The following is a 19,713-nucleotide window of genomic DNA, read 5'->3' on the forward strand; positions in this document are numbered from 1 at the left end:
CTCGGCGCCGACGCCGGCCGAGAGGCCCGCCACCGCGGCCCCCGCGGCGGCTGCCGCGGCGCGCAGACCCGCGCCCACCGTGAACACTTGCGATCGGAGCGATGGCGGGCTCTGCTGCTTGCGGAGGAGCAGCATCGCCGCTGCGCTCGACGCCGTGAACAGTCCGGAGATCCCGATGGCGGCGATCGTCCACTCGGTGCCGAGGTCGAGGGCGGCGAGCACGGTGACCACCCCCGTGGCGGCGAAGCCCGCACCCATGATGAGCTCGGGCCGGAGCCGCGCGGGATATGCCGAGTTCGCGAGCGCGCCGAGGAGACCGCCCACCGCGAAGGCCGTCACGATGACGGCGCCGGTGCCTGCATCGCGGCCGCGGTCGACCGAGAGGGCGACCGCCGCGATCGCGAGGCCGCCCGCGCCGAACTGGCTGGCGGTGCCGCTCGCGGTGATGACCGCGAGCGGCCGGTGCGTGGCGATGTGCCGGAATCCCGCGGCGATGGTGCCGATCATCGAGCCGTGCGGCTCGCCGGCGATCGGACGAAGCCGCAACGGAAGCGTCCCGATCGCGCCGAGCAGCGCGCTCGCCGCCATGAGCAGCGTCGCGAGCCGAGCGGAACCCAGGGCTGCCGCTGCCGCGACGGCGGCCGGCCCCGCCACCGCCCCGAGGTTGTAGGCGAGCGCATCGATCGCGTAGGCCCTCCGCTCGTCAGGGATCCCCTCCGTCACGAAGCTCGACAGGCCGCCCATCAGGAACGGCGTCGCGATGCCGGCGACGATGAGGGCGAGCGCGACGACCCACGCGGGCACGTCGCCGAGGAAGGCAGCGACCGTGAAGGCCCCGGCGGTCACGAGTCCCGCGCCGGCCATGAGCAGTCCCGGCCTGCGCGTGCGGTCGAGCACCGCGCCGACGATGGGCGCGGCGACGATGCTCGGCCCGAGTGCAGCGGCGACGAGCAGGCCGCCGAGCGCGACGTCGCCGAGCTGCTCGACTGCGAGCACAGGGATGGCCACGATGATGCCGCCGACCGCCAGTCGTGGCGGCGTGGCCGCAGTGAGATACGTCGCGACGCCCACTCAGCTCACCGGCGCACCAGGGCACGCCGGAGAAGGCGCGAAAGGGAGCGAGGCGGTATCGAGGAGCATCAGTCGGTTGGCCACACCGAGATCCTGTCACGGTCTTCGTATGGTCGCGATGACACATCTCCCGCGAACTGGGGCGGGCGGGCGGCGTCTGTCGCGACTATCCTGTCGTCGTCGCGGCCAGGCCGCGGGGGCGGGGAATCCGATGCCACATAGAAGAATGTCCATCGCTGCGGCGGGCGTCGTGGCGGCCATGACTGCATTGAGCGGATGCACCTTCGGCGCGGGGGAGTCCTCCGCCCCGACCACGCCGCCCCTGTCGACTGAGCGACCGGGTTACGGCAACCCGCCCGCCGACGCCGTCGCGACGGTCACCGACGAACGCGTCGAGGGGGCGGTCGACTCGCTCCCCGACTCCATCGGGCAACTCATGGACGAGACCGGCATGCCGGGACTCGCCGTCGCGGTCGTGTACGGCGGCGAGCTGATCTACTCCGAGGGGTTCGGTGTGCGCAACGTCGACAGTGGAGAGCCCGTCGACCCCGACACCGTGTTCCAGCTCGCGTCGGTGTCGAAGTCGGTCGGTGCGACCGTCGTCGCGCACGAGGTGACCGAGGGCGTCGTCGAGTGGGACACGCCGGTCGCGCAGCACCTGCCGGAATTCGCGCTCGCCGACCCATGGGTCACCGAGCATGTGACGATCGGCGACCTGTTCGCGCACCGCTCGGGGCTCTTCATGCATGCGGGTGACGAGCTCGAAGACCTGGGGTACGACCGCGCTGAAGTACTGCAACGCCTTCGGCACACGCCCCTGTCGCCGTTCCGCTCGACGTACGCGTACGGCAACTTCGACATCACCGCGGCGGCGGAGGCCGTCGCACGGGCCGCAGGTACCGACTGGGCCGACCTCTCGGAGGAGGTGCTGTACGAGCCGCTCGGCATGAGGTCGACGAGTTCGCGGTTCGACGACTTCATGGCGGAGGAGAATCGCGCCGACGGCCACATCCTCGACGACGACGAATGGGTCGTGACTCCCAGCCAACGTCAGCCCGACGCGCAGTCGCCCGCCGGTGGTGTGAGTTCGAGCGTCACCGACATGGCGGCGTGGATGTCGATGGTACTCAGCGCTTCCGGCCCCGACGGCGAGGCGAACGACGTCGTGAGCCCCGAGGCGCTCGTTCCGGCGATCACCGCCCAGTCGGTCTCGGGCCCTGCGGCGCTCGGTTACCAGCGCTCCGGGTTCTACGGGTACGGCTTCAATGTGGGGTCGACAGCGGGAGGCCTCGCCTCCGTCACCCACTCGGGCGCCTTCTATCTGGGTGCCGGCACGACGTTCAGCCTGCTCCCGGAATCAGGGCTCGGCATCATCGCCCTCGCGAACGGGTCCGCCAACGGCATCACGGAGGCCGTCGCCGCCCGCTTCATGGATCTCGCCCAATTCGGGGAGATCCGCCAGGACTGGTTCGCGCTGTACACGGCCCTTCTCACCGCGGAGACCGGTCCTACCGGGGAACTCGTCGAGGAGTCGCCTCCCTCGGATGCCGCGCCGGCTCGTGCGCTCGCCGAGTACGCCGGGGACTACGTGAACGACTACTTCGGCACCGCACGCGTCACGGTCGTGGGCGAGGGCCTCGAGCTCACCGTCGGCCCGGGCACAGTTGTCTGGCCGCTCGAGCATTGGGACGGTGACGTGTTCGTCTTCGAACCGTTCAGCGAGAACGCAGCCCTCGGCAGCGTCTCGCAGGCGACGTTCGACGGGTCCACGCTCGTGATCGAGCTGCTCGACGAACATGGGCTCGGCTCGTTCACCCGGTCGGCGGGCTGAACAGCGAACCCGCTGCGGCTCGTCACAGACTCAGCTCACCGGCGCACCGGGCAAGCGCAGCACGCCGTCGACGCGGCGCGGGATGCCGAGCGGATTCGACTCGCGGAGCTCGGGCGGCAGCACGGCGTCGGGTGCATCCTGGTACGCGACGGGCCGGAGGAAGCGGCGCACCGCGGTCGCGCCCACCGAGGTGTGGATCGACGTCGTCGACGGCCACGGGCCGCCGTGCTGCTGCGCCCAGCTCACGGCGACGCCGGTCGGCCACCCCGCGAAGAGCACGCGGCCGGCGATCTCGGTGAGCACCTCGACGATGCCGCCGAGCTCCTCGCCGGGCTCGGCGTGCACGGTCGCCGTGAGGCTGCCGCCGATGGCGCGGATCGCGTCCAAGGCATCGTCGACGCGGTCGTACTCGACGACGAGCGTCGACGGGCCGAAGCACTCGACGAGGAGCGCCGACGGGTCGGCGAGTACGGCGGCAGTCGTCGTCGAGAGCACGACGGCCGATCCGGTGCCCGGCTGCTGCGCGGCGTCGCCCGCCACGACGGTCACGCCGTCGTGGGCGGCAAGTCCCGAGAGCCCATCGGCGAACGCCGCCGCGATGCCGTCGGTGAGCATCGGCACGGGGGCGGTCGCACCGACGGCCGCGCCGACGCGCTCGGCGAAGCCCGAGCCGGTCGGCACGAACACGACGCCGGGGTTCGTGCAGAACTGGCCGGCCCCCAGCGTGAAGGATGCTGCGAGTCCTGCAGCGAGGTCGTCGGCGCGCGCCTCGAGCGCGGCGGCCGTGATGAGCACGGGGTTCACGGCGCTGAGCTCACCGTAGAAGGGGATGGGATCGGGCCGGCCCGACGCGAGGTCGAAGAGCGCGCGGCCGCCGTGCAGCGATCCGGTGAAGCCGACGGCACGGATCGACGGATGCTGCACGAGCGCGACGCCCGTCTCGCGGCCTTCGACGAGGCCGAACACGCCATCGGGCGCCCCCGCGGTGGCGAGCGCACTGGCGACGACGTCGGCCGTGCGACGCGAGAGGCGCGGATGCGCGGAGTGCCCCTTCACGATCACGGGGCATCCGGCAGCGAGCGCCGACGCGGTGTCGCCGCCGGCGACCGAGAAGGCGAACGGGAAGTTCGAGGCACTGAAGACGGCGACCGGGCCGAGCGGCCGCAGCATCCGTCGGAGGTCGGGGCGCGGCGGGATCGTCGCGGAGTTCGGGTGGTCGACGGTGGCCTCGAGGTAGGAGCCCTCGACGACGGCCTCGGCGAAGAGCCGCAGCTGCGAGGTCGTGCGGGCGAGCTCGCCGGTCAGGCGAGCGGTGCCGAGGTGGGACTCCTCGTCGGCAAGGGCGATGAGCTCGGGTCCGTTGGCGTCGAGGGCGTCGGCGACCGCGCTGAGCCACGCTGCACGCTCGGCGGCGGTCGACGCCACCGTGACGGCGAAGGCCCGGCGAGCGGCATCCGCGACCTCGTCGAGGGTGGCGCGGGTGGCGGTATCGGTCGTGGTCATGATTCCTCCGTGGGATCAGCGGATGCCGCGGCATCCGCTCGGTCATCGGTGAAGCGGATGCCCAGTCCAGTCTGCCCCGTCGTGCGCACTCGCGTGCCGTCGACCACGACGGGCGATGGCGATGCGAGCACGCCGAGATCGGCGAACGAGGCGTCTTCGACGGATTCGACGAGGTGCTCGCCCGGCAGGGTCAGCGCGAGCTGGGCGGAGAGCTCGAGGAGCAGGTGCGGCGCGAGCTCGACGCCGCGATCGCCGGCGAGCGACGCGATCTCGAGGAACGGGGTGATGCCGCCGACGCGCACGATGTTCGGCTGCACGACGTCGACGACGCCCGCGACGATGAACTCGGCGAACCGGTAGCGCGTGTGCAGGTTCTCGCCGAGGGCGATCGGCAACTCGATGCGGTCGCGCAGTGCCACGTGTGCAGCGAGGTCGTCGGCGCGCAGCGGTTCCTCGATCCAGGCGAGGTCGAAGGGGGCGAGGGCGTCGAGCGCGCGCTCGGCCTGTTCGAGGCTCCACCGCTGGTTCGCGTCGATCATGAGGTCGCGGTCGGCCCCGATGACGTCGCGCACCGCAGCGATGCGCCGCACGTCGTCGTCGAGGAGCGGGCTGCCGACCTTCACCTTGACGGCGTCGAATCCCGCGGCCACCCAGCGTTCGGCTTGCGCGACGAGCTCGTCGAGCGGGTAGTGCAGGTTCACGCCGCTGCCGTAGACCGCGGCGACGTCGTGGCGGCGGCCGAGGTGGTCGGTGATGCCCACGCCGGCCCGGCGTGCGGCGAGGTCCCAGAGCGCGAGGTCGAGCCCGGCCATAGCGATCGTCGTGATGCCGCCGCCACCGCCCTCGTGCAGGTGGAGCCAGAGCGGGGTCCAGAGCGACTTGGCGTCGGCATCTCGCCCGACGGCGAACGCGGCGATGTCGTGGTCGAGGTGCGCCTGCACCGCCGCGGCGCCGATCGAGGGGGTCCACGAGAAGCCGTATCCGACGTCGCCGGCCGAATCCTCGACGACGACCTCGATGAGGGAGATGTCGGTGACGTCGGGCCCCCACGGGCGCCGCAACGGCACGCGCACGAGCCGCGTCGACAACCGCCGGATCGAGGTGGTCACTGCGCGGCCGCTGCCGCCGTCGCCGTCCCTGCCGAGGTCGTCGAGGCCGTCGCCGCCGTCGCGAGCCGCGCGGCGAGGGCGAGACCATCGTCGAGGATTCCCGCGAGCCGGGACTCCTGCTCAGGCGTCGGGTCGACGAGCGGCGGGCGCACCGAGCCGACGGAGAGGCCGCGCAAGCGCAGTCCCGCCTTGATGAGCGATACCCCGAAGCCCGGAGTCTCGTCGCGGAGCCGCACGAGCGGGGTGTAGAACCCGCGCAGGAGCGACATCCGTGTCTGCTCATCGCCGTCGGTGCAGGCGCGATAGTGCAGCCCGGCGAGCTCGGGGATCATCGCGAAGGCGGCCGACGAGTAGAGGGGTATGCCGATGCCGCGGTAGGCGCCCTGGCTGAGCTCGGCCGTGAGCAGGCCGTTGAAGAACTGAAGGTCGCGCCCCGTCGCCTGCGCCGCGAGCACGATCTCCTGCGCGAGCCCGATGTCGCCCGTGCCGTCCTTGAAGCCGATGATGCGCGGGTTGCGGGCGAGCCGCGTGATCGTGTCGGCGGTGTAGCGCGCGGTGCCCCGGTGGTAGACGATCACGGGCAGCTCGGTCGCCGCAGCGACGGCCTCGACCCACGCGACGAGGCCGTCAGCGGTGCCCGAGACGAGGTACGGGGGCAGGAGCAGCAGGCCGTCGGCTCCCGCGTCGGCTGCACTCCGTGCGAGCTCGATCGCGTGACCGAGCGGGCCGCCGGTGCCCGCGATCACGGGCACGCGCCCGGCCACGGTCTGCACGGTCGTGCGCACGACGTCGACGACCTCGCCGGCGGAGAGGGCGTGGAACTCGCCGGTGCCGCACGCCGGGAACACCGCGCCGGGGCCGAACGGGAGCCGGCTCTCGACGTGTTCGGCGAGCAGGTCGAGCTCGACGCCGCCGTCGGCGCCGAACGGCGTGACGGGGAAGAAGAGCACTCCGTCGAATCGGGGAGCGAAGCCTGGGGCGGATGCGGTCATGAGGCCCTCGTCTCGTGCGGTCGGATGACGGATGCTGCGACGGGTGCGACGGAGGCGACGGATGCCGCGTCGAGCTCGGTGCGCCAGCTGCGCGTCGGCTGCCATCCGAGTCGCCGTTGGGCTTTGCCGATGTCGAACACGGGCCGCGTGCCCGTGAGCAGCTCGGCGGCCTCGCCGAGCCCAGGGGCGTGGTCGCGCCAGAGCTCGGCGACGGGACGCACCGCCAGCGAGTCGGCGGCGCCGACGAAGAACCCCTCACCGTCGACGGCGGCAGCGGGGGCTGCAAGCCAGGCGTTCACGAACTCGGCGGCGTCGCGCGCGTCGACGTAGTTGAAGAGGCTCACGGCGGCGAGGGCGGGGTCGGCGAGCCGCTCGGCGATGGTGTGGCCCTGTTGCGTCGGGGCGCCCGCCCATTCCTCTGGGGAGACGACGTAGCAGGGCCGGAAGAAGCCGAACGCACCGTTCGACGTGCGGGAGAACATGCGCACGGTGTCTTCGATGACGACCTTCGAGAGGGCGTAAGCGTTCGTCGGCGCGAGCGCATGGCGCTCGTCGATGGGAACGGATGCCGCGCGCCAGCCGGGTGAGCCGTAGCCGATCACCGTCGGACTGCTCGCGGCGAGCACCCTCGCCACCCCGCCCCGAGCCGCGGCGGCGAGCACGATGTGCGCGAGGCTCGTGTTCGTGAGCAGGATGTCGCGCTCGGGCGCGCTGAAGGGCACGGCGATGCCCGCGAGGTGCACGAGCGCATCAGGTCGCACTTCGTCGAGCAATCGTTGGACGCCCCGATCGTCGGCGAGGTCGATCGCCCGCTCGTCGACGCCGTCAAGACCGCCCAACGTGCGGTCGGCGCCGACGACGACGTGACCGGCGGCCACGAGGGCGGCGCAGACGTTGCGGCCGAGACGACCGGAGGCACCGGTGACGACGACGTGCATGGCTCGTGCTCCCTGCTGAGAAACCGCTTTCTCGCTGAGAGCCTAGGCGAGGGGCGTGTCGTGGGCAACTCTCGCGCTAGACTGGGGAACCGGTTTCCCGTGTCGTCGGCACGCCGGCGCCGCACAGACGACAGCGCTGAGGAGCGAGATGAGCGATCGGAACCGAGCGGTCACGATCGCCGACGTCGCCGCGCGGGCGGGGGTGTCGCAGGCATCCGTCTCCCGTGTGCTCAACGGCAAGCAGTCCGTCGACCCCGCCATCGTGCAAGCTGTGCAGGCCGCGATCACGGCGCTCGGATACACCCCGAGCGTCGCCGCGCGAAGCCTCGTGCACGGGCGCAACGACACGATTGCGATGGTCGTGCCCGACCTCGAGAACCCGCTCTTCCAAGGCATCCTCAGGGGACTCAGCCGAGCGGCGGCGGCCGACGGCTATCGGGTGCTCGTCGCCGACACGGCCGAGCAGGTCGACGAAGAGGAGGCCACCGCGCTCGAAGCGCGCCACCGCTGCGACGCGATCGTGCTGTGCGCGCCGCGCATGCCCGAGGAGCGCCTGCAACGACTCGTGGCCCGCATCGCGCCGGTCGTCGTCGTGAACCGGCCCCTTCCCGGCGCGCAAGTGCCGATCGTCGGCGTCGACTACGCACGCGGCATCCGCGATCTCGTCGACCACCTGCACGGGCTCGGTCATCGGCGCTTTGCGTTTCTCAGCGGCCCGGAGCTGAGCGCCTCGAACGCCGAGCGCCTGCGGGGCGTCGCCGACGCCGTGGCCGCCGAGCCCGGCATCACGATCGACGTCATCGAGGGCGGCTCCCGGCTCGACGACGGCTACGAGGCCGCCGAGTACGTCGATGCCGCGCGACGCGAGGGCGTGACCGCGGTCATCGCCTTCAATGACCTGGTCGCCCTCGGTCTCATGACCCGGCTGCGCGAGCTCGGCGTCGAGGTGCCCGGCGATCTCTCCATCGCGGGCTTCGACGACGTGCCGATGGCGCGGTTCGCCACGCCGCCGCTCACGAGCATGTCGGTGCCGCGAGGCGAGATCGGCGCGCAGGTGTGGACACGGCTTCGCACGCTCATCGCCGGCGGGCCGATCGAGCACACTGTGCTCTACCGGCCGCGCCTCGAGGCGCGAGAGAGCACGTCTCGCGTGTAAGCTCGGGATAGCAGGTGGGATAGCGCTTTCCCGCGCAAGCAAGCTCGACCGACATGAGACCGACGACGACTCGCAGGAGTTCCAGATGAGCCGCATCCGCATCGACACCATGGATGGCCGCCTCGGCTTCACGGCAGGCTCGGTCGTGCTCGCTGAATACGTGCACCGGCCCGACAACCCGCAGCTCGAGTCCCCGCGGCCGTACTTCAGTCCCATTCGCACGCTCTCGGGGGAGCTCGTCTCCCTCTACCGCCCGCACGACCACGTCTGGCACAAGGGCATCACGTGGTCGCTGCCCGTCGTCGGCGACGAGAACTTCTGGGGCGGACCCACGTTCGTCAAGGGCCAGGGCTACGTGCAGCTGCCGAACAACGGCACCCAGGGCCACCGCGAGTTCCCGGTGGTCGACGACGAGTCCACGGCCCGGTTCGTCGAGGCGCTCGATTGGGTGACCGAGGGCGGCGAGCAGCTCTTCGAGGAGCAGCGCACGGTGGCCGCCACCCTCCTCGATGACGACTCGTGGCTCCTCGCCTTCGCGACCAGCATGCGCAACGTCAGCGGCCGCCCGATCCCGATCGGCTCACCGACCACGCGCGGCCGGGAGAACGCCGGCTACGGCGGACTGTTCTGGCGAGGCCCCAGGTCGTTCACCGGCGGATCGGTGCTCGCCCCCGGCATCGCCGGCGGCGACGAGCTGCGCGGAACGCGGGCGCCCTGGATGGGCTTCACCGGTCGCCACGACGTCACCGGCGCCGCCTCGACGATCGTCATGATCGACGACGCCGGCAACCTGCAGCATCCGCCGCAGTGGTTCGCGCGCAGCGAGGAGTTCGCGTGCCTGTGCCCCGCGCCGTTCTTCAGCGAGGAGCACGTGGTGGAGCCGGGTGCGACCCTCGACTTGCGCTACGGCGTCGTCATCGCGGATGGCGCGAGCGACCCCGATCGCGCTGCGGCGCTCGCCGCGGCAGGGTCGGCCCGGCTGCCCGACCTGTTGAGCCCGTGAGCGCCGCCGTGCCCGAGACCGGCCACCCCGAAGGAGCCCGATGACCGAGATGCCATCACCCGCGCCATTCGCACCGCCCGCGCCGTCGACGTCGTCCGCCCCGTCCGCCCCGCTCCGGGCCGCGATCGTCGGCACCGGCGCCATCGCGAACTCCCATGCCGCGGCGCTCGCGGCGACATCCGACGCCGAGCTCGTCGCCGTGGTCGACCGCGACCCCGCGCTCGCCCGCGCCTTCGCCGAGCGCTGGGGCGGCCCTGCGGTGTTCGATTCGCTCGACGAACTCCTCGCGAGCGGCACGATCGACGTGCTGCACGTCTGCACGCCTCCGGGCGCTCACGCCGAGCAGTCCATCGCCGCGCTCGACGCGGGAGTGCACGTCGTGTGCGAGAAGCCCGCCGCACTCTCGCTCGACGAGCTCGACGCGATGACGGATGCCGCTGAGCGCAACGACCGTCGCTTCGTCGTCGTGTTCCAGCAGCGCACCGGCTCCGCCGCGGCACACGTGCGCCGCCTGTTCGAGTCCGGCGCGCTGGGACGACCGCTCGTCGCGACGTGCCAGACGCTCTGGTACCGCGACCCCTCGTACTTCGCCGTGCCGTGGCGTGGCAAGTGGTCGACCGAGGGCGGCGGCACGACCCTGGGGCACGGCATCCACCAGATCGACCTGCTCGCGTGGCTCCTCGGCGACTGGGCGAGCGTGCACGGCGGCCTGTGGCGGCTCGACCGCGAGACCGAGACCGAAGACGTCTCGACGGCGGTCATCACGTTCGAGGGCGGCACCGTGGCATCCGTCATCACGAGCGCCGTGTCGCCGCGCGAGGTGAGCTCGATCCGCATCGACACCGAGCTCGCCACCGTGACGGTCGAGCACCTCTACGGCCACGGTCACGAGCACTGGCGCATCACGCCGGCTCCGCACGTCGGCGAAGCGGATGCCGCGGCGTGGGCACTCCCCGATCTCGAAGAGCCGAGCGGGCACGAGCCGCTCCTGCGCGACGTCTACGCGGCGCTCCGCTCAGGCGGCCCGCTGCCGTCGACGGCGTCGGATGCCGCGCGCTCGTTCGAGATCGTGACCGCGATCTACTCCTCGGCCGCGACGGGCCGAACCGTGACGCCCGCGACGCTCCGTGACGACCCCGACCGGATGCGCAGCCTCGAGAGCCCGGTCATCGATCTCCGCCGTGCCTGACTGACGAACCCTGCGCGTAAACACCGTCTGACCAGAGCTTCGTATCCACTTCGGCGCCATCCGCGCCACTCGAAGATAACGAATTGAAACGATTTTCTGTCTGAGGTTGACTCGGCGCACGAGCGCGGGTTAGCTTTGGGAAGCGCTTTCCCGCACACAACGTGGAATTGCATCAGGCAGACAGAGACGTTTCCGGGAGGAACAACGATGTTCAACATTCGCAAGCGCCGCGTGGTGGCCGCCGCAGCGGCACTCACCGCGAGCGCGGCCCTCGTACTCACGGGCTGCTCGGGCGGCGGGTCGGAAGCCGCTGCCGAGTACGACCCCGACGAGAAGGTCACGCTGAACCTCGCGTTCTGGGGCAACGACGTGCGCGCCGCCATGTACGAAGAGGCGATCGCGGCGTTCAACGAGGAGTACCCGAACATCACGGTGAACTCCTCGTTCCTCAACTTCCCCGAGTTCTGGGAGAAGCGCCAGACCGAGGCTGCCGGCGGTGGCCTGCCCGACGTCATGCAGTTCGACTACTCCTACCTCCGCCAGTACTCCGAGAACGGGCTGCTCCTCGACCTGAGCCCCTACCTCGGCGACATCATCGACACCGAGCCGCTCAGCGAGAACATCCTCGACATCGGCGTCGTCGGCGACGAGACCACCGGCATCCCGACCTCGACCAATGCGTGGGGCCTGTACACGAACCCGAAGCTCCTCGACCAGCTCGGCGTCGAGGAGTTCGAGGGCGGCGACTGGGCCGACTACGACGCCTGGATGAAGGAGATCACCGACGCCGCCGCGGCGCAGGGCGTCACGATCTGGGGAGGCACCGACTACACCGGCCGCATCCAGAACTTCGAGCTCCAGCAGCGCGCCAAGGGCGAAGACCTCTTCACCGAAGACGGTGAGCCGAACTTCACCGAGGAGGACCTCGCCGAGTTCTGGGAATCGGGCTCGGGCATCCGTGAAGAGGGGACCGTGATCGACCAGCAGCGCCTCGAGGAGATCTACCCGCTCTCGGCCTTCGACTCGGCGCTCACCGCGAGCGAGCTCACGTGGGACAACTTCGGCGCCGGCTACCTCGGCAACCTGGGCGAGGGATACACCGAACTCGGCCTCGTCGCCCCTCCCGTCACCGAGGAGGGCGCGAAGGACCTCTACCTGAAGCCCTCGATGCTGCACTCCATTTCGGCGAAAACCGATCACCCCGAGGCGGCGGCCACGCTCGTGAACTTCCTCGTGAACTCGCCAGAGGCCGGCGCGGCGTTCGGCACCAACCGGGGCATCCCGGCATCCGAGACGATGCTCGAGGGTGCAGAGCTCGATCCGCTCGGCGAGCAGATCCGCGAGTATGAGGAGTCGATCTCCGACCGCCTCGGCGACGCACCGCCGGTGCCGATCGTCGGATACGGCTCGCTCGAGGAGAAGTTCCGCCTGATCGGCCAGGAGCTCGCCTATGGCACCCTGACCGTCGACGAGGCCGTTGACCAGTTCTTCGGTGAGCTGGACGTCGTCCTCAACGAGTAGCAGCACGGACAGCGACTCCGGGCCCGATGGGCTGCCCCGGGCCCGGAGCGCTGTTCTCACAAGGACCGGAGAACCACGTGAGCACGGAAACCCAATCGATCGTCACGGCCGAGGCCGAGTCGAAGAGCGTCCGCCAGGCGATGCGCCAGTTGCGTCGCTCAGAGTACGGCAAGGTCCCGACCACCGAGGGCAAGCGATCGCAGAATCGCCGGGAGACCGTCGCTGGCTACGGCTTCCTGCTCCCGTGGATGCTCGGATTCCTCGGGCTCACGGTCGGCCCGATGATCTTCTCGCTCTACCTCGCCTTCACGAAGTACAACCTCTTCACCGCGCCCGAGTGGATCGGCCTCGACAACTTCGTGCGCATGTTCACCGAAGACCCGCAGTTCATGCAGTCGGTGCAGATCACCCTCGTCTACGTGCTCGTCGGCACCCCCATCAAGCTCGCCGCGGCCCTCGCCGTCGCGATGCTCCTGAACTATCGCAACAAGGGCAGCGGCTTCTTCCGCTCGTCGTTCTACGCGCCGTCGCTCATCGGGGCATCCGTCTCTGTCGCCATCGTGTGGCGTGCGATGTTCTCCACCGACGGCCCCGTCGACAGCTCACTGAGCCTCTTCGGCATCGAGCTCGGCGGCTGGGTCGGCAACGTCGACCTCGTCATCCCGATGATGATCCTGCTCGCGGTCTGGCAGTTCGGCGCCCCGATGGTCATCTTCCTCGCCGGGCTCAAGCAGATTCCGCAAGAGCTGTACGAGGCGGCCGAGGTCGACGGCGCGGGGCCGGTGCGCAAGTTCCGCAGCGTCACGATCCCGATGCTGTCGTCGGTCATCTTCTTCAACCTGCTCCTCGAGACGATCAACGCCTTCCAGGTGTTCGCGTCGGCGTTCATCATCTCCAACGGCTCGGGCGGCCCCGCCGGCATGACGAACTTCTACACCGTCTACCTCTACAAACGAGGATTCGCCGATGGGCAGATGGGCTACGCCGCGGCCATGGCCTGGGTGCTCGTCATCGTCGTGGCGATCATCGCCTTCATTCTGTTCAAGACCCAGAAGTCCTGGGTGCACTACGCGGGAGAGAACCGATGAGCACGATCGAAGTCCCGCGCGCCGAGTTCCTCGAGGTCGCGACCGAGCCGCGGCCCCCGCGGCGCCGGCGCGTCAAGCGCAAGACCGTCAACACGATCATCTGGTTCGTGGTGCTGTTCGCAATCACGGCGGTGATCCTCTACCCGCTCGTCTGGCTCGTGTTCTCGACGTTCAAGCCGTCGAGCGAGTTCGGCCAGAACCCAGGCCTGATCCCCGACAATCCCACGGTCGACAACTACGTCAAGGTGCTCGAGGGCATCGGCGGCACTCCGCTCTGGCGGTTCTTCGCCAACTCGCTCTTCATCGCCCTGATGGCCGTGATCGGCACGCTGTTCTCTTCAGCACTGGCCGCGTACGCGTTCGCACGCATCAAGTTCAAGGGCGCCGGGGTGCTGTTCGCCGCGATGATCGGCACGCTCCTGCTGCCGTTCCACGTCATCATCATCCCGCAGTACATCATCTTCAACCGGCTCGAACTGGTCGACACGTACTGGCCGCTGATCCTGCCGAAGTTCCTCGCCACCGAGGCGTTCTTCGTGTTCCTCATCGTGCAGTTCATCCGCAACATCCCGCGCGACATGGACGAAGCCGCGCGCATCGACGGCGCCGGGCACCTCCGGATCTTCTTCTCGATCATCCTCCCGCTCATCAAACCGGCCCTCATCACGAGTGCGATCTTCACGTTCATCTGGACCTGGAACGACTTCCTCGGCCCGCTGCTCTACGTGAACTCGCCCGAGCAATACCCGCTGCCGATCGCGCTGCGGCTCTACAACGACGCGACGAGCACATCCGACTACGGGGCGACGGTCGCGGTGTCGTTCCTCGCCCTGTTGCCGATCCTGATCTTCTTCATCGTGTTCCAGCGCTTCCTCGTCGACGGCGTGGCTACGCAGGGCCTGAAGGGCTAGGTTCCGGATGTCTCGAGCCGCCGATCGCGCTGCACACCGGGCCGCCCTCTCGGGCAGCGGTCCGACGCGCGACGACGCCGCGACGGCGGCGCGCTTCCCGGGTGCACGCAGTGCGTTCGGCCTCCTCGGCGAGGTGCTCCTCGTGGGCGTGCTCGTGGCGCTCGTGTCGCTTCCGGTGGTCACCCTGCCGGCGGGGCTCGCCGCGGGGGCGCGGCACCTCCGCCGGTTCCTCCGCGCCGACGACTCGAGTCTCGAGTGGTTCTGGCGCGACGTGCGGGCAGCGCTGCTCGGTGGCATCGGCGTGGGCGCGGCATCCGTCGTCATCGCCGCCGTGCTGGCCCTCGACATCGACCTCGCCGCCACGGGCGTGCTGTCTGGCGGCCCCGTCGTCGCGTTCGTCGGCTGGGCCGGCCTCGCAGCGCTCGTGCTCGTGCTCTTCGTGGCCGGCGGGCGGTGGACGCCTGAGCTCGGCTGGCTCGGCGCGCTGCGTGCCGTGCCGAGTGCGCTCCGCGACGACCTCGCGGGTGCCGGGTACCTCGTCGCGACTGCGGCGTTCGCCGTCATCGTCACGTGGCAGCTCGTCCCGCTCGTGATCGCCGCGCTCGGCTGCGTCGCGCTCGCGATCGTCGCGGTGCCCGAGCGCCCTCGACGCGCCCGCGGGGCGGCTGAGTAACTCACGCCGTCGAGGTGACGGATGCCGCGTGGTGGCGCGCCTGGGCCACGCCGAGTGGGGTCGTTGCGGTCGTCGACGGCGACGCGGCATCCGTGCGGGCACTCGACGAACGCCCCGTGACGGTCGTGTCGTTGCCGAATTGAGACCTGCTCGACCGGCCGCGACGTTGACCGATTGAATCGTCTCACGCTACGCTGCGGGAAGCGCTTTCCCCCTGCGATTCCCGGGCCGCGCCGATCACAGAGAACCGACCTACTGGAGGACGATGATGTTCACGACTGGAGCGCGACGGCGCATGCTCGCCGCTGTGGCGATGACCGGGGCGGCGGTGCTCGCCCTGACCGGGTGCGCCGGGAGCGCCGGCGACGGCGAGGCGGCCTACGACCCCGAAGAGGAGGTCACGCTGCAGTTCACCTGGTGGGGCAACGACGACCGCGCGACGCGATACCAGTCACTCATCGACGCGTTCAACGAGGAGCACCCGAACATCACGATCGAGGGCACCTTCACCGACTTCCCCGCCTACTGGGAGAAGCGCAAGATCGAGGCCACCGGCGGCGGCCTGCCCGACGTGTGGCAGTTCTCCGACTCCTACCTGCGCGAGTACGCGGAGCCCGGCATGCTCCTCGACCTCGGCACGGTGAGCGACTACATCGACTTCGACGCGTTCGAGGAGTCGCTGCAGCAGACCGGGCAGCTCGAGGGCGTGCAGTACTCGCTTCCCACGGGCTACAGCTCGTGGGCGGTGTTCCTGAACGACGGCCTGATCGAGCAGGCGGGCGTCGAGCCCTATGAGGGTGGCACGAGCACCGAGGAGTACACGGCCTGGATGAAGTCGGTCACGGATGCCACGGGCGGCGCCGTCTACGGCGGCACCGACATGACCCAGCGCATCCAGACCTTCGAGAACGAGCTGCGCCAGCAGGGCAAGAACCTCTACACCGACGACGGTGAGCTCGGCTTCACCGAAGACGAGCTCCGCGATTTCTGGAACTCGGGTGCGGAGGCGCGCGATGGCGTCACAGTCCCGCAGCAGCGCCTCGAGGAGACCTTCCCGAAGTCGGGGTTCGCTTCGAACCTGACGGCAAGTGAGGCGAGCTGGAGCAACTTCCTCGGCGGCTACCTCGCCGACTCGGGCGCCGCGAGCGTCACCCTCGTCGCGCCGCCGACCGACGAGCCCGGCTCGAAGGACCTCTACCGTCAGGGCGGCCTCCAGGTCGCGATCTCGGCCGACACGGAGCACCCCGAGGCGGCGGCGCTCTGGCTCGACTTCATCGTGAACAGCGAGGCGGCCGGTGAGATCTTCGGCACGACGGTCGGCTTCCCGGCCTCGAAGACGAAGCTCGCCGGTACGACCCTCGAAGGGATCGACGCCCAGGTCGCCGACTACCTCGAGTCGGTCGCCGACCGCATCGGCGAGGCGCCGCCCGTGCCGGTCGTGGGCTACGGCTCGCTCGAGCAGACCTTCTGGGACCTCGGCAAGTCGATCGGCCTCGGCGCGCTCACCGTGGATGACGCGGTGGAGCAGTTCTTCGGCGAAGCCAAGGTGATCCTCGGCTGAGTTCGAACAGGATCCGGGTGTCGGCGCGCAAGGGCGTCGGCACCCGGTTTTCGTCTGCTGGCCGGTTGGGGGTCGTTCTGGCCCGCAAGAAGAGCCCAGACTGGTGTGTGGTCATGCGACGACGCACGTTTCGGCGCCGGCCGATGGAATACGCTTTCCCAAGGGAGCAACGGAGCAACGGAGGACGAATGCACTACGGCGCCGACTACAACCCCGAGCAGTGGCCCGAGGAGATCTGGCCCGACGACGTGGCGCGAATGCGCGAGGCGGGCGTCACGATGGTCAGCCTCGGCATCTTCTCGTGGTCGCGCATCCAGCCGCGCGAGGGCGAGTTCGACTTCGACTGGCTCGACCGGGTGATCGACCTGCTGCACGACGGCGGCATCGCCGTCGACCTCGCGACCGCGACCGCCTCCCCGCCGCCGTGGGCGTCGGCGAACTATCCCGAGCTCCTCCCGCAAGACGAGAACGGCGCCGTGTACTGGCCCGGCAGCCGGCAGCAGTTCGCTCCGTCGTCGCCGGTGTACCGCAGGCTCGCCACCGAGCTCGTGACGGCGATCGCCGAGCGCTATGCGCAGCATCCGGCCGTCGACATGTGGCATGTCAACAACGAGTACGGCTGCCACGTCCAGCTCGACTACTCGGATGCCGCGCGCGACGCCTTCCGCGACTGGCTCGAGCGCCGCTACGTCACGATCGACCGGCTCAACGAGGCCTGGGGCACGAACTTCTGGTCGCAGCGCTACGGGAGCTTCGCCGAGGTGTTCCCGCCGCGCAAGGCGCCCTACAGCCACAATCCGGGCCAGATGCTCGACTTCCGGCGGTTCACGAGCGACATGCTCCTCGAGTGCTACCTCATGGAGCGCGAGATCATCCGTGCCGCGGGAGCGACCCAGCCCATCACGACGAACTTCATGGGCGCGTTCAAGCCCGCGAACTACGCGCAGTGGGCCGAGCACATGGACGTGGTCAGCGACGACTGCTACCCCGACCCGAACGACCCCGAGAGTTTCCGCGCTGCCGCGTTCCAGCGCGACCTCATGCGGTCGTTGAAGCCCGAGGTGCCCTGGCTCCTCATGGAGCAGGCCACGAACGCCCTCAACTGGCGGCCCACGAATGCCCCGAAGGCTCCCGGCCAGATGGCCGCGCTCAGCGCGCAGGCGATCGGTCGCGGCGCCGACGGCATCCTCTTCTTCCAGTGGCGCCAATCGAGGGCGGGTGCCGAGAAGTTCCACTCGGCGATGCTCCCGTACGCCGGCACGCGCACCCGCACGTGGCGTGAGGTCGCCGCGCTCGGCGAGCAGCTCGCTGCCCTGCCCGAGCTGCCCGCGGGCTCCCGCGACGCCCGTGTCGCCCTCGTCTTCGACTGGGAGAACTGGTGGGCCGTCGAGGCCTCCGACCACCCGATGAACGAGCTCGACTACGTCGCCGTCGTGCAGCGCTGGTACCGGGCACTCCACCGTCGCCACGTGCAGGTCGACATCGTGCCGCCCGAGCGCGTCGACGGGCAGTACGCGCTCGCGATCGCCCCGCTCCTCTACCTCTTGCGCGACGAGGGCGCCGCCGCGCTCACGACGTTCGTCGAGGGCGGCGGGCATCTCCTCGCAGGCCCCTTCACCGACGTCGTCGACGAGTTCGACCGGTTCCGCGACGGGGGATTCCTCACGCAGCTCGGCGAGCTCTGCGGCATCCGCCTCGACGACTTCGGGGCCCTCGTCGCACCCGGCGCCGCCGGCCCGGGCGAGCGCGAGGCGCGCTTCGCGGGCGACGCGCTCGGCGAATCGGTCGGCACGCTCGTCGCGGAGGAGATCGAGATCGAGGCAGCGGATGCCACGGTCGAGGCGTCGTTCACGAGCGGCCGCCTTGCGGGGCATCCGGCCCTCACCGTGCGCCGCACCGGAGGCGGCAGCGCCCGGTACCTTGCGACCGTGCCCGACGAGGCGGGCGCTCTCGCCGTGGTCGACCACGTGCTCGCCGACGCGGGCGTGGCCCCGGTGTTCGCGGGCCTTCCCGAGCACGTCGAGGCGGCGCGCCGCGGCGGCCTCCTCACGCTCGTGAACCACGGTGACGACGAGGTCGAGGTCGCGGTCGCCGGCACCGACGCCGTGACGGGCACGCCGGTCGAGCGCGTCGTGCTCGGCCGATTCGAATGGGCCATGGTGCTCGATGCGTGAGACCGGGCGCGCAAGCGGTGCAGGTCACGGTGGCCGCACCGGCGACGGCGTGGCAGTCTGGGGCGACGGGCGACAGGTGACGGCGATGAAGGAGCGACGATGACGAAGGCGATCATCCTGAGCGGAGCCGGCCGGTACGCCGATCCGTGGCATCCCTATCCCGAGACGAGCGCCGTGCTCGCAGAGCTCACGCGAGCGGCCGGGTTCACGGTCGAGATCTCCGATGATCCCGACGCTGCGCTCGCCGGCCTCGCCGACGACGTCACCCTGCTCGTCGTGAACGCCGGCGACCCCGAGGGGCCAGACGACACCGCGCGCGTGCAGCCCGCGGCATCCGTCACCACCGAGGCGAACGCCGCGCTCGACGCCGCGATCGATCGCGGCATCGGCATCCTCGCGCTGCATGCCGCGGCGGCGAGCCTGCGCGCCTACCCGGCGTACGGGCGGGCACTCGGTGCGCGCTGGGTGCGCGGCGAGTCGTGGCATCCGCCGATCGACGAGGCGCACGTGCACGTCGTCGGCAACCACGCCATCGCCGAGGGGCTCGGCGACTTCACCGTCTTCGACGAGCGGTACACCGACTTCCACCTGCACGACGTCATCGAGCCGATCGCCGAGCACGACGAGGGCGGCGGCCGTCACCCGCTCGTGTGGGCGCGTGAGTTCGGCCGGTCGCGCCTCGTGTACGACGGGCTCGGGCACGACACGCGTTCCTACGAGTCGGCTGGGCACCGCGAGCTCATCACGCGATCGCTCGAGTGGCTCTCGCACGTTCCGGCGGCCACCGCGGAGGTGGAGTGAGCCGCATCGTCGTCGCGCCCGACTCGTTCAAGGGAACGGCGAGCGCAGCGGATGCCGCTGCCGCCCTCGCGCGCGGCTGGCACGCGGTGCGCCCCGACGACGAACTCGTGCTGCGCCCCATGGCCGACGGCGGCGAGGGCACCCTCGACGCGTTCGCGGCGGCGGTGCCGGGGGCGCGGCGGATGCCGGTCA

General features: G+C 70.4%; 18 protein-coding genes. 13 read left to right on the forward strand and 5 right to left on the reverse strand.

The window, feature by feature from the left end; genetic code table 11:
• A partial coding sequence (locus ESP51_RS18380) for an MFS transporter (protein ID WP_129522343.1) occupies positions 1-1,071 on the reverse strand: 1,071 nt, incomplete at its 3' end.
• A gap of 226 nt (positions 1,072-1,297) precedes the next feature.
• Here ESP51_RS18380 and ESP51_RS18385 point away from each other — a divergent pair.
• On the forward strand, positions 1,298-2,902 hold the full coding sequence (locus ESP51_RS18385; protein WP_129522344.1) for a serine hydrolase: 1,605 nt from the start codon (positions 1,298-1,300) through the stop codon (positions 2,900-2,902).
• Between the two features lie 30 nt (positions 2,903-2,932).
• On the opposite strand, the gene ESP51_RS18390 is transcribed toward ESP51_RS18385, so the two are convergent.
• From ESP51_RS18390 to ESP51_RS18405, 4 genes are read right to left on the reverse strand one after another with little or no spacing between them, the layout of a single operon-like run.
• A complete protein-coding gene (locus tag ESP51_RS18390; protein WP_129522345.1) occupies positions 2,933-4,405 on the reverse strand; it encodes an aldehyde dehydrogenase (NADP(+)) in 1,473 nt (490 codons plus the stop codon).
• Positions 4,402-5,514: a mandelate racemase/muconate lactonizing enzyme family protein gene (locus ESP51_RS18395; protein ID WP_129522346.1), complete on the reverse strand. Its 1,113-nt coding sequence runs from the start codon at positions 5,512-5,514 to the stop codon at positions 4,402-4,404. The genes ESP51_RS18390 and ESP51_RS18395 overlap by 4 nt, the downstream gene beginning before the upstream one ends.
• Positions 5,511-6,506, reverse strand: a complete 996-nt coding sequence (locus ESP51_RS18400; protein WP_129522347.1) for a 5-dehydro-4-deoxyglucarate dehydratase — start codon at positions 6,504-6,506, stop codon at positions 5,511-5,513. The genes ESP51_RS18395 and ESP51_RS18400 overlap by 4 nt, the downstream gene beginning before the upstream one ends.
• Entirely contained in the window at positions 6,503-7,444 is a 942-nt protein-coding gene (locus ESP51_RS18405) for an NAD-dependent epimerase/dehydratase family protein (protein ID WP_129522348.1), read from the reverse strand. Before ESP51_RS18405 ends, ESP51_RS18400 begins: the two co-directional genes overlap by 4 nt.
• Before the next feature lie 148 nt (positions 7,445-7,592).
• Here ESP51_RS18405 and ESP51_RS18410 point away from each other — a divergent pair, with 148 nt between their 5' ends.
• The 12 genes from ESP51_RS18410 to ESP51_RS18460 all read left to right on the forward strand — a co-directional run.
• Positions 7,593-8,600, forward strand: coding sequence for a LacI family DNA-binding transcriptional regulator (locus ESP51_RS18410; RefSeq protein WP_129522349.1), 1,008 nt, complete (start codon positions 7,593-7,595; stop codon positions 8,598-8,600).
• Between the two features lie 85 nt (positions 8,601-8,685).
• On the forward strand, positions 8,686-9,603 hold the full coding sequence (locus tag ESP51_RS18415) for a DUF6807 domain-containing protein (protein ID WP_129522350.1): 918 nt from the start codon (positions 8,686-8,688) through the stop codon (positions 9,601-9,603).
• A gap of 40 nt (positions 9,604-9,643) precedes the next feature.
• Positions 9,644-10,792, forward strand: coding sequence for a Gfo/Idh/MocA family protein (locus ESP51_RS18420; RefSeq protein WP_241843257.1), 1,149 nt, complete (start codon positions 9,644-9,646; stop codon positions 10,790-10,792).
• Positions 10,793-10,999: 207 nt separating this feature from the next.
• Positions 11,000-12,313 (forward strand): ABC transporter substrate-binding protein, encoded by a 1,314-nt coding sequence (locus ESP51_RS18425; protein ID WP_129522351.1) that lies wholly within the window; start codon positions 11,000-11,002, stop codon positions 12,311-12,313.
• A gap of 140 nt (positions 12,314-12,453) precedes the next feature.
• On the forward strand, positions 12,454-13,401 hold the full coding sequence (locus ESP51_RS18430; protein ID WP_129522357.1) for a carbohydrate ABC transporter permease: 948 nt from the start codon (positions 12,454-12,456) through the stop codon (positions 13,399-13,401).
• The gene (locus ESP51_RS18435; protein WP_129522352.1) at positions 13,398-14,312 is read left to right on the forward strand and encodes a carbohydrate ABC transporter permease; all 915 of its coding nucleotides are present in this window, start codon (positions 13,398-13,400) and stop codon (positions 14,310-14,312) included. Before ESP51_RS18430 ends, ESP51_RS18435 begins: the two co-directional genes overlap by 4 nt.
• A 7-nt stretch (positions 14,313-14,319) precedes the next feature.
• Positions 14,320-14,985 (forward strand): hypothetical protein, encoded by a 666-nt coding sequence (locus ESP51_RS18440; protein ID WP_129522353.1) that lies wholly within the window; start codon positions 14,320-14,322, stop codon positions 14,983-14,985.
• 14 nt (positions 14,986-14,999) lie between these two features.
• The gene (locus tag ESP51_RS21205) at positions 15,000-15,128 is read left to right on the forward strand and encodes a hypothetical protein (RefSeq protein WP_277871096.1); all 129 of its coding nucleotides are present in this window, start codon (positions 15,000-15,002) and stop codon (positions 15,126-15,128) included.
• Positions 15,129-15,253: 125 nt separating this feature from the next.
• Positions 15,254-16,546, forward strand: a complete 1,293-nt coding sequence (locus ESP51_RS18445) for an ABC transporter substrate-binding protein (protein WP_129522358.1) — start codon at positions 15,254-15,256, stop codon at positions 16,544-16,546.
• Between the two features lie 188 nt (positions 16,547-16,734).
• Positions 16,735-18,720 carry a beta-galactosidase gene (locus ESP51_RS18450; protein WP_129522354.1) on the forward strand — a complete coding sequence of 662 codons (1,986 nt, stop codon included), beginning with the start codon at positions 16,735-16,737 and terminating at the stop codon, positions 18,718-18,720.
• A gap of 99 nt (positions 18,721-18,819) precedes the next feature.
• Positions 18,820-19,521: a ThuA domain-containing protein gene (locus ESP51_RS18455; RefSeq protein WP_129522355.1), complete on the forward strand. Its 702-nt coding sequence runs from the start codon at positions 18,820-18,822 to the stop codon at positions 19,519-19,521.
• Positions 19,518-19,713, forward strand: a 196-nt coding sequence (locus ESP51_RS18460) for a glycerate kinase (protein ID WP_164990592.1), incomplete at its 3' end; no start/stop codon positions are given. The genes ESP51_RS18455 and ESP51_RS18460, both read left to right, overlap by 4 nt.

Origin of the sequence: Agromyces albus, from assembly GCF_004134825.1 — a bacterium.
GTDB classification, from domain to species: domain Bacteria; phylum Actinomycetota; class Actinomycetes; order Actinomycetales; family Microbacteriaceae; genus Agromyces; species Agromyces albus.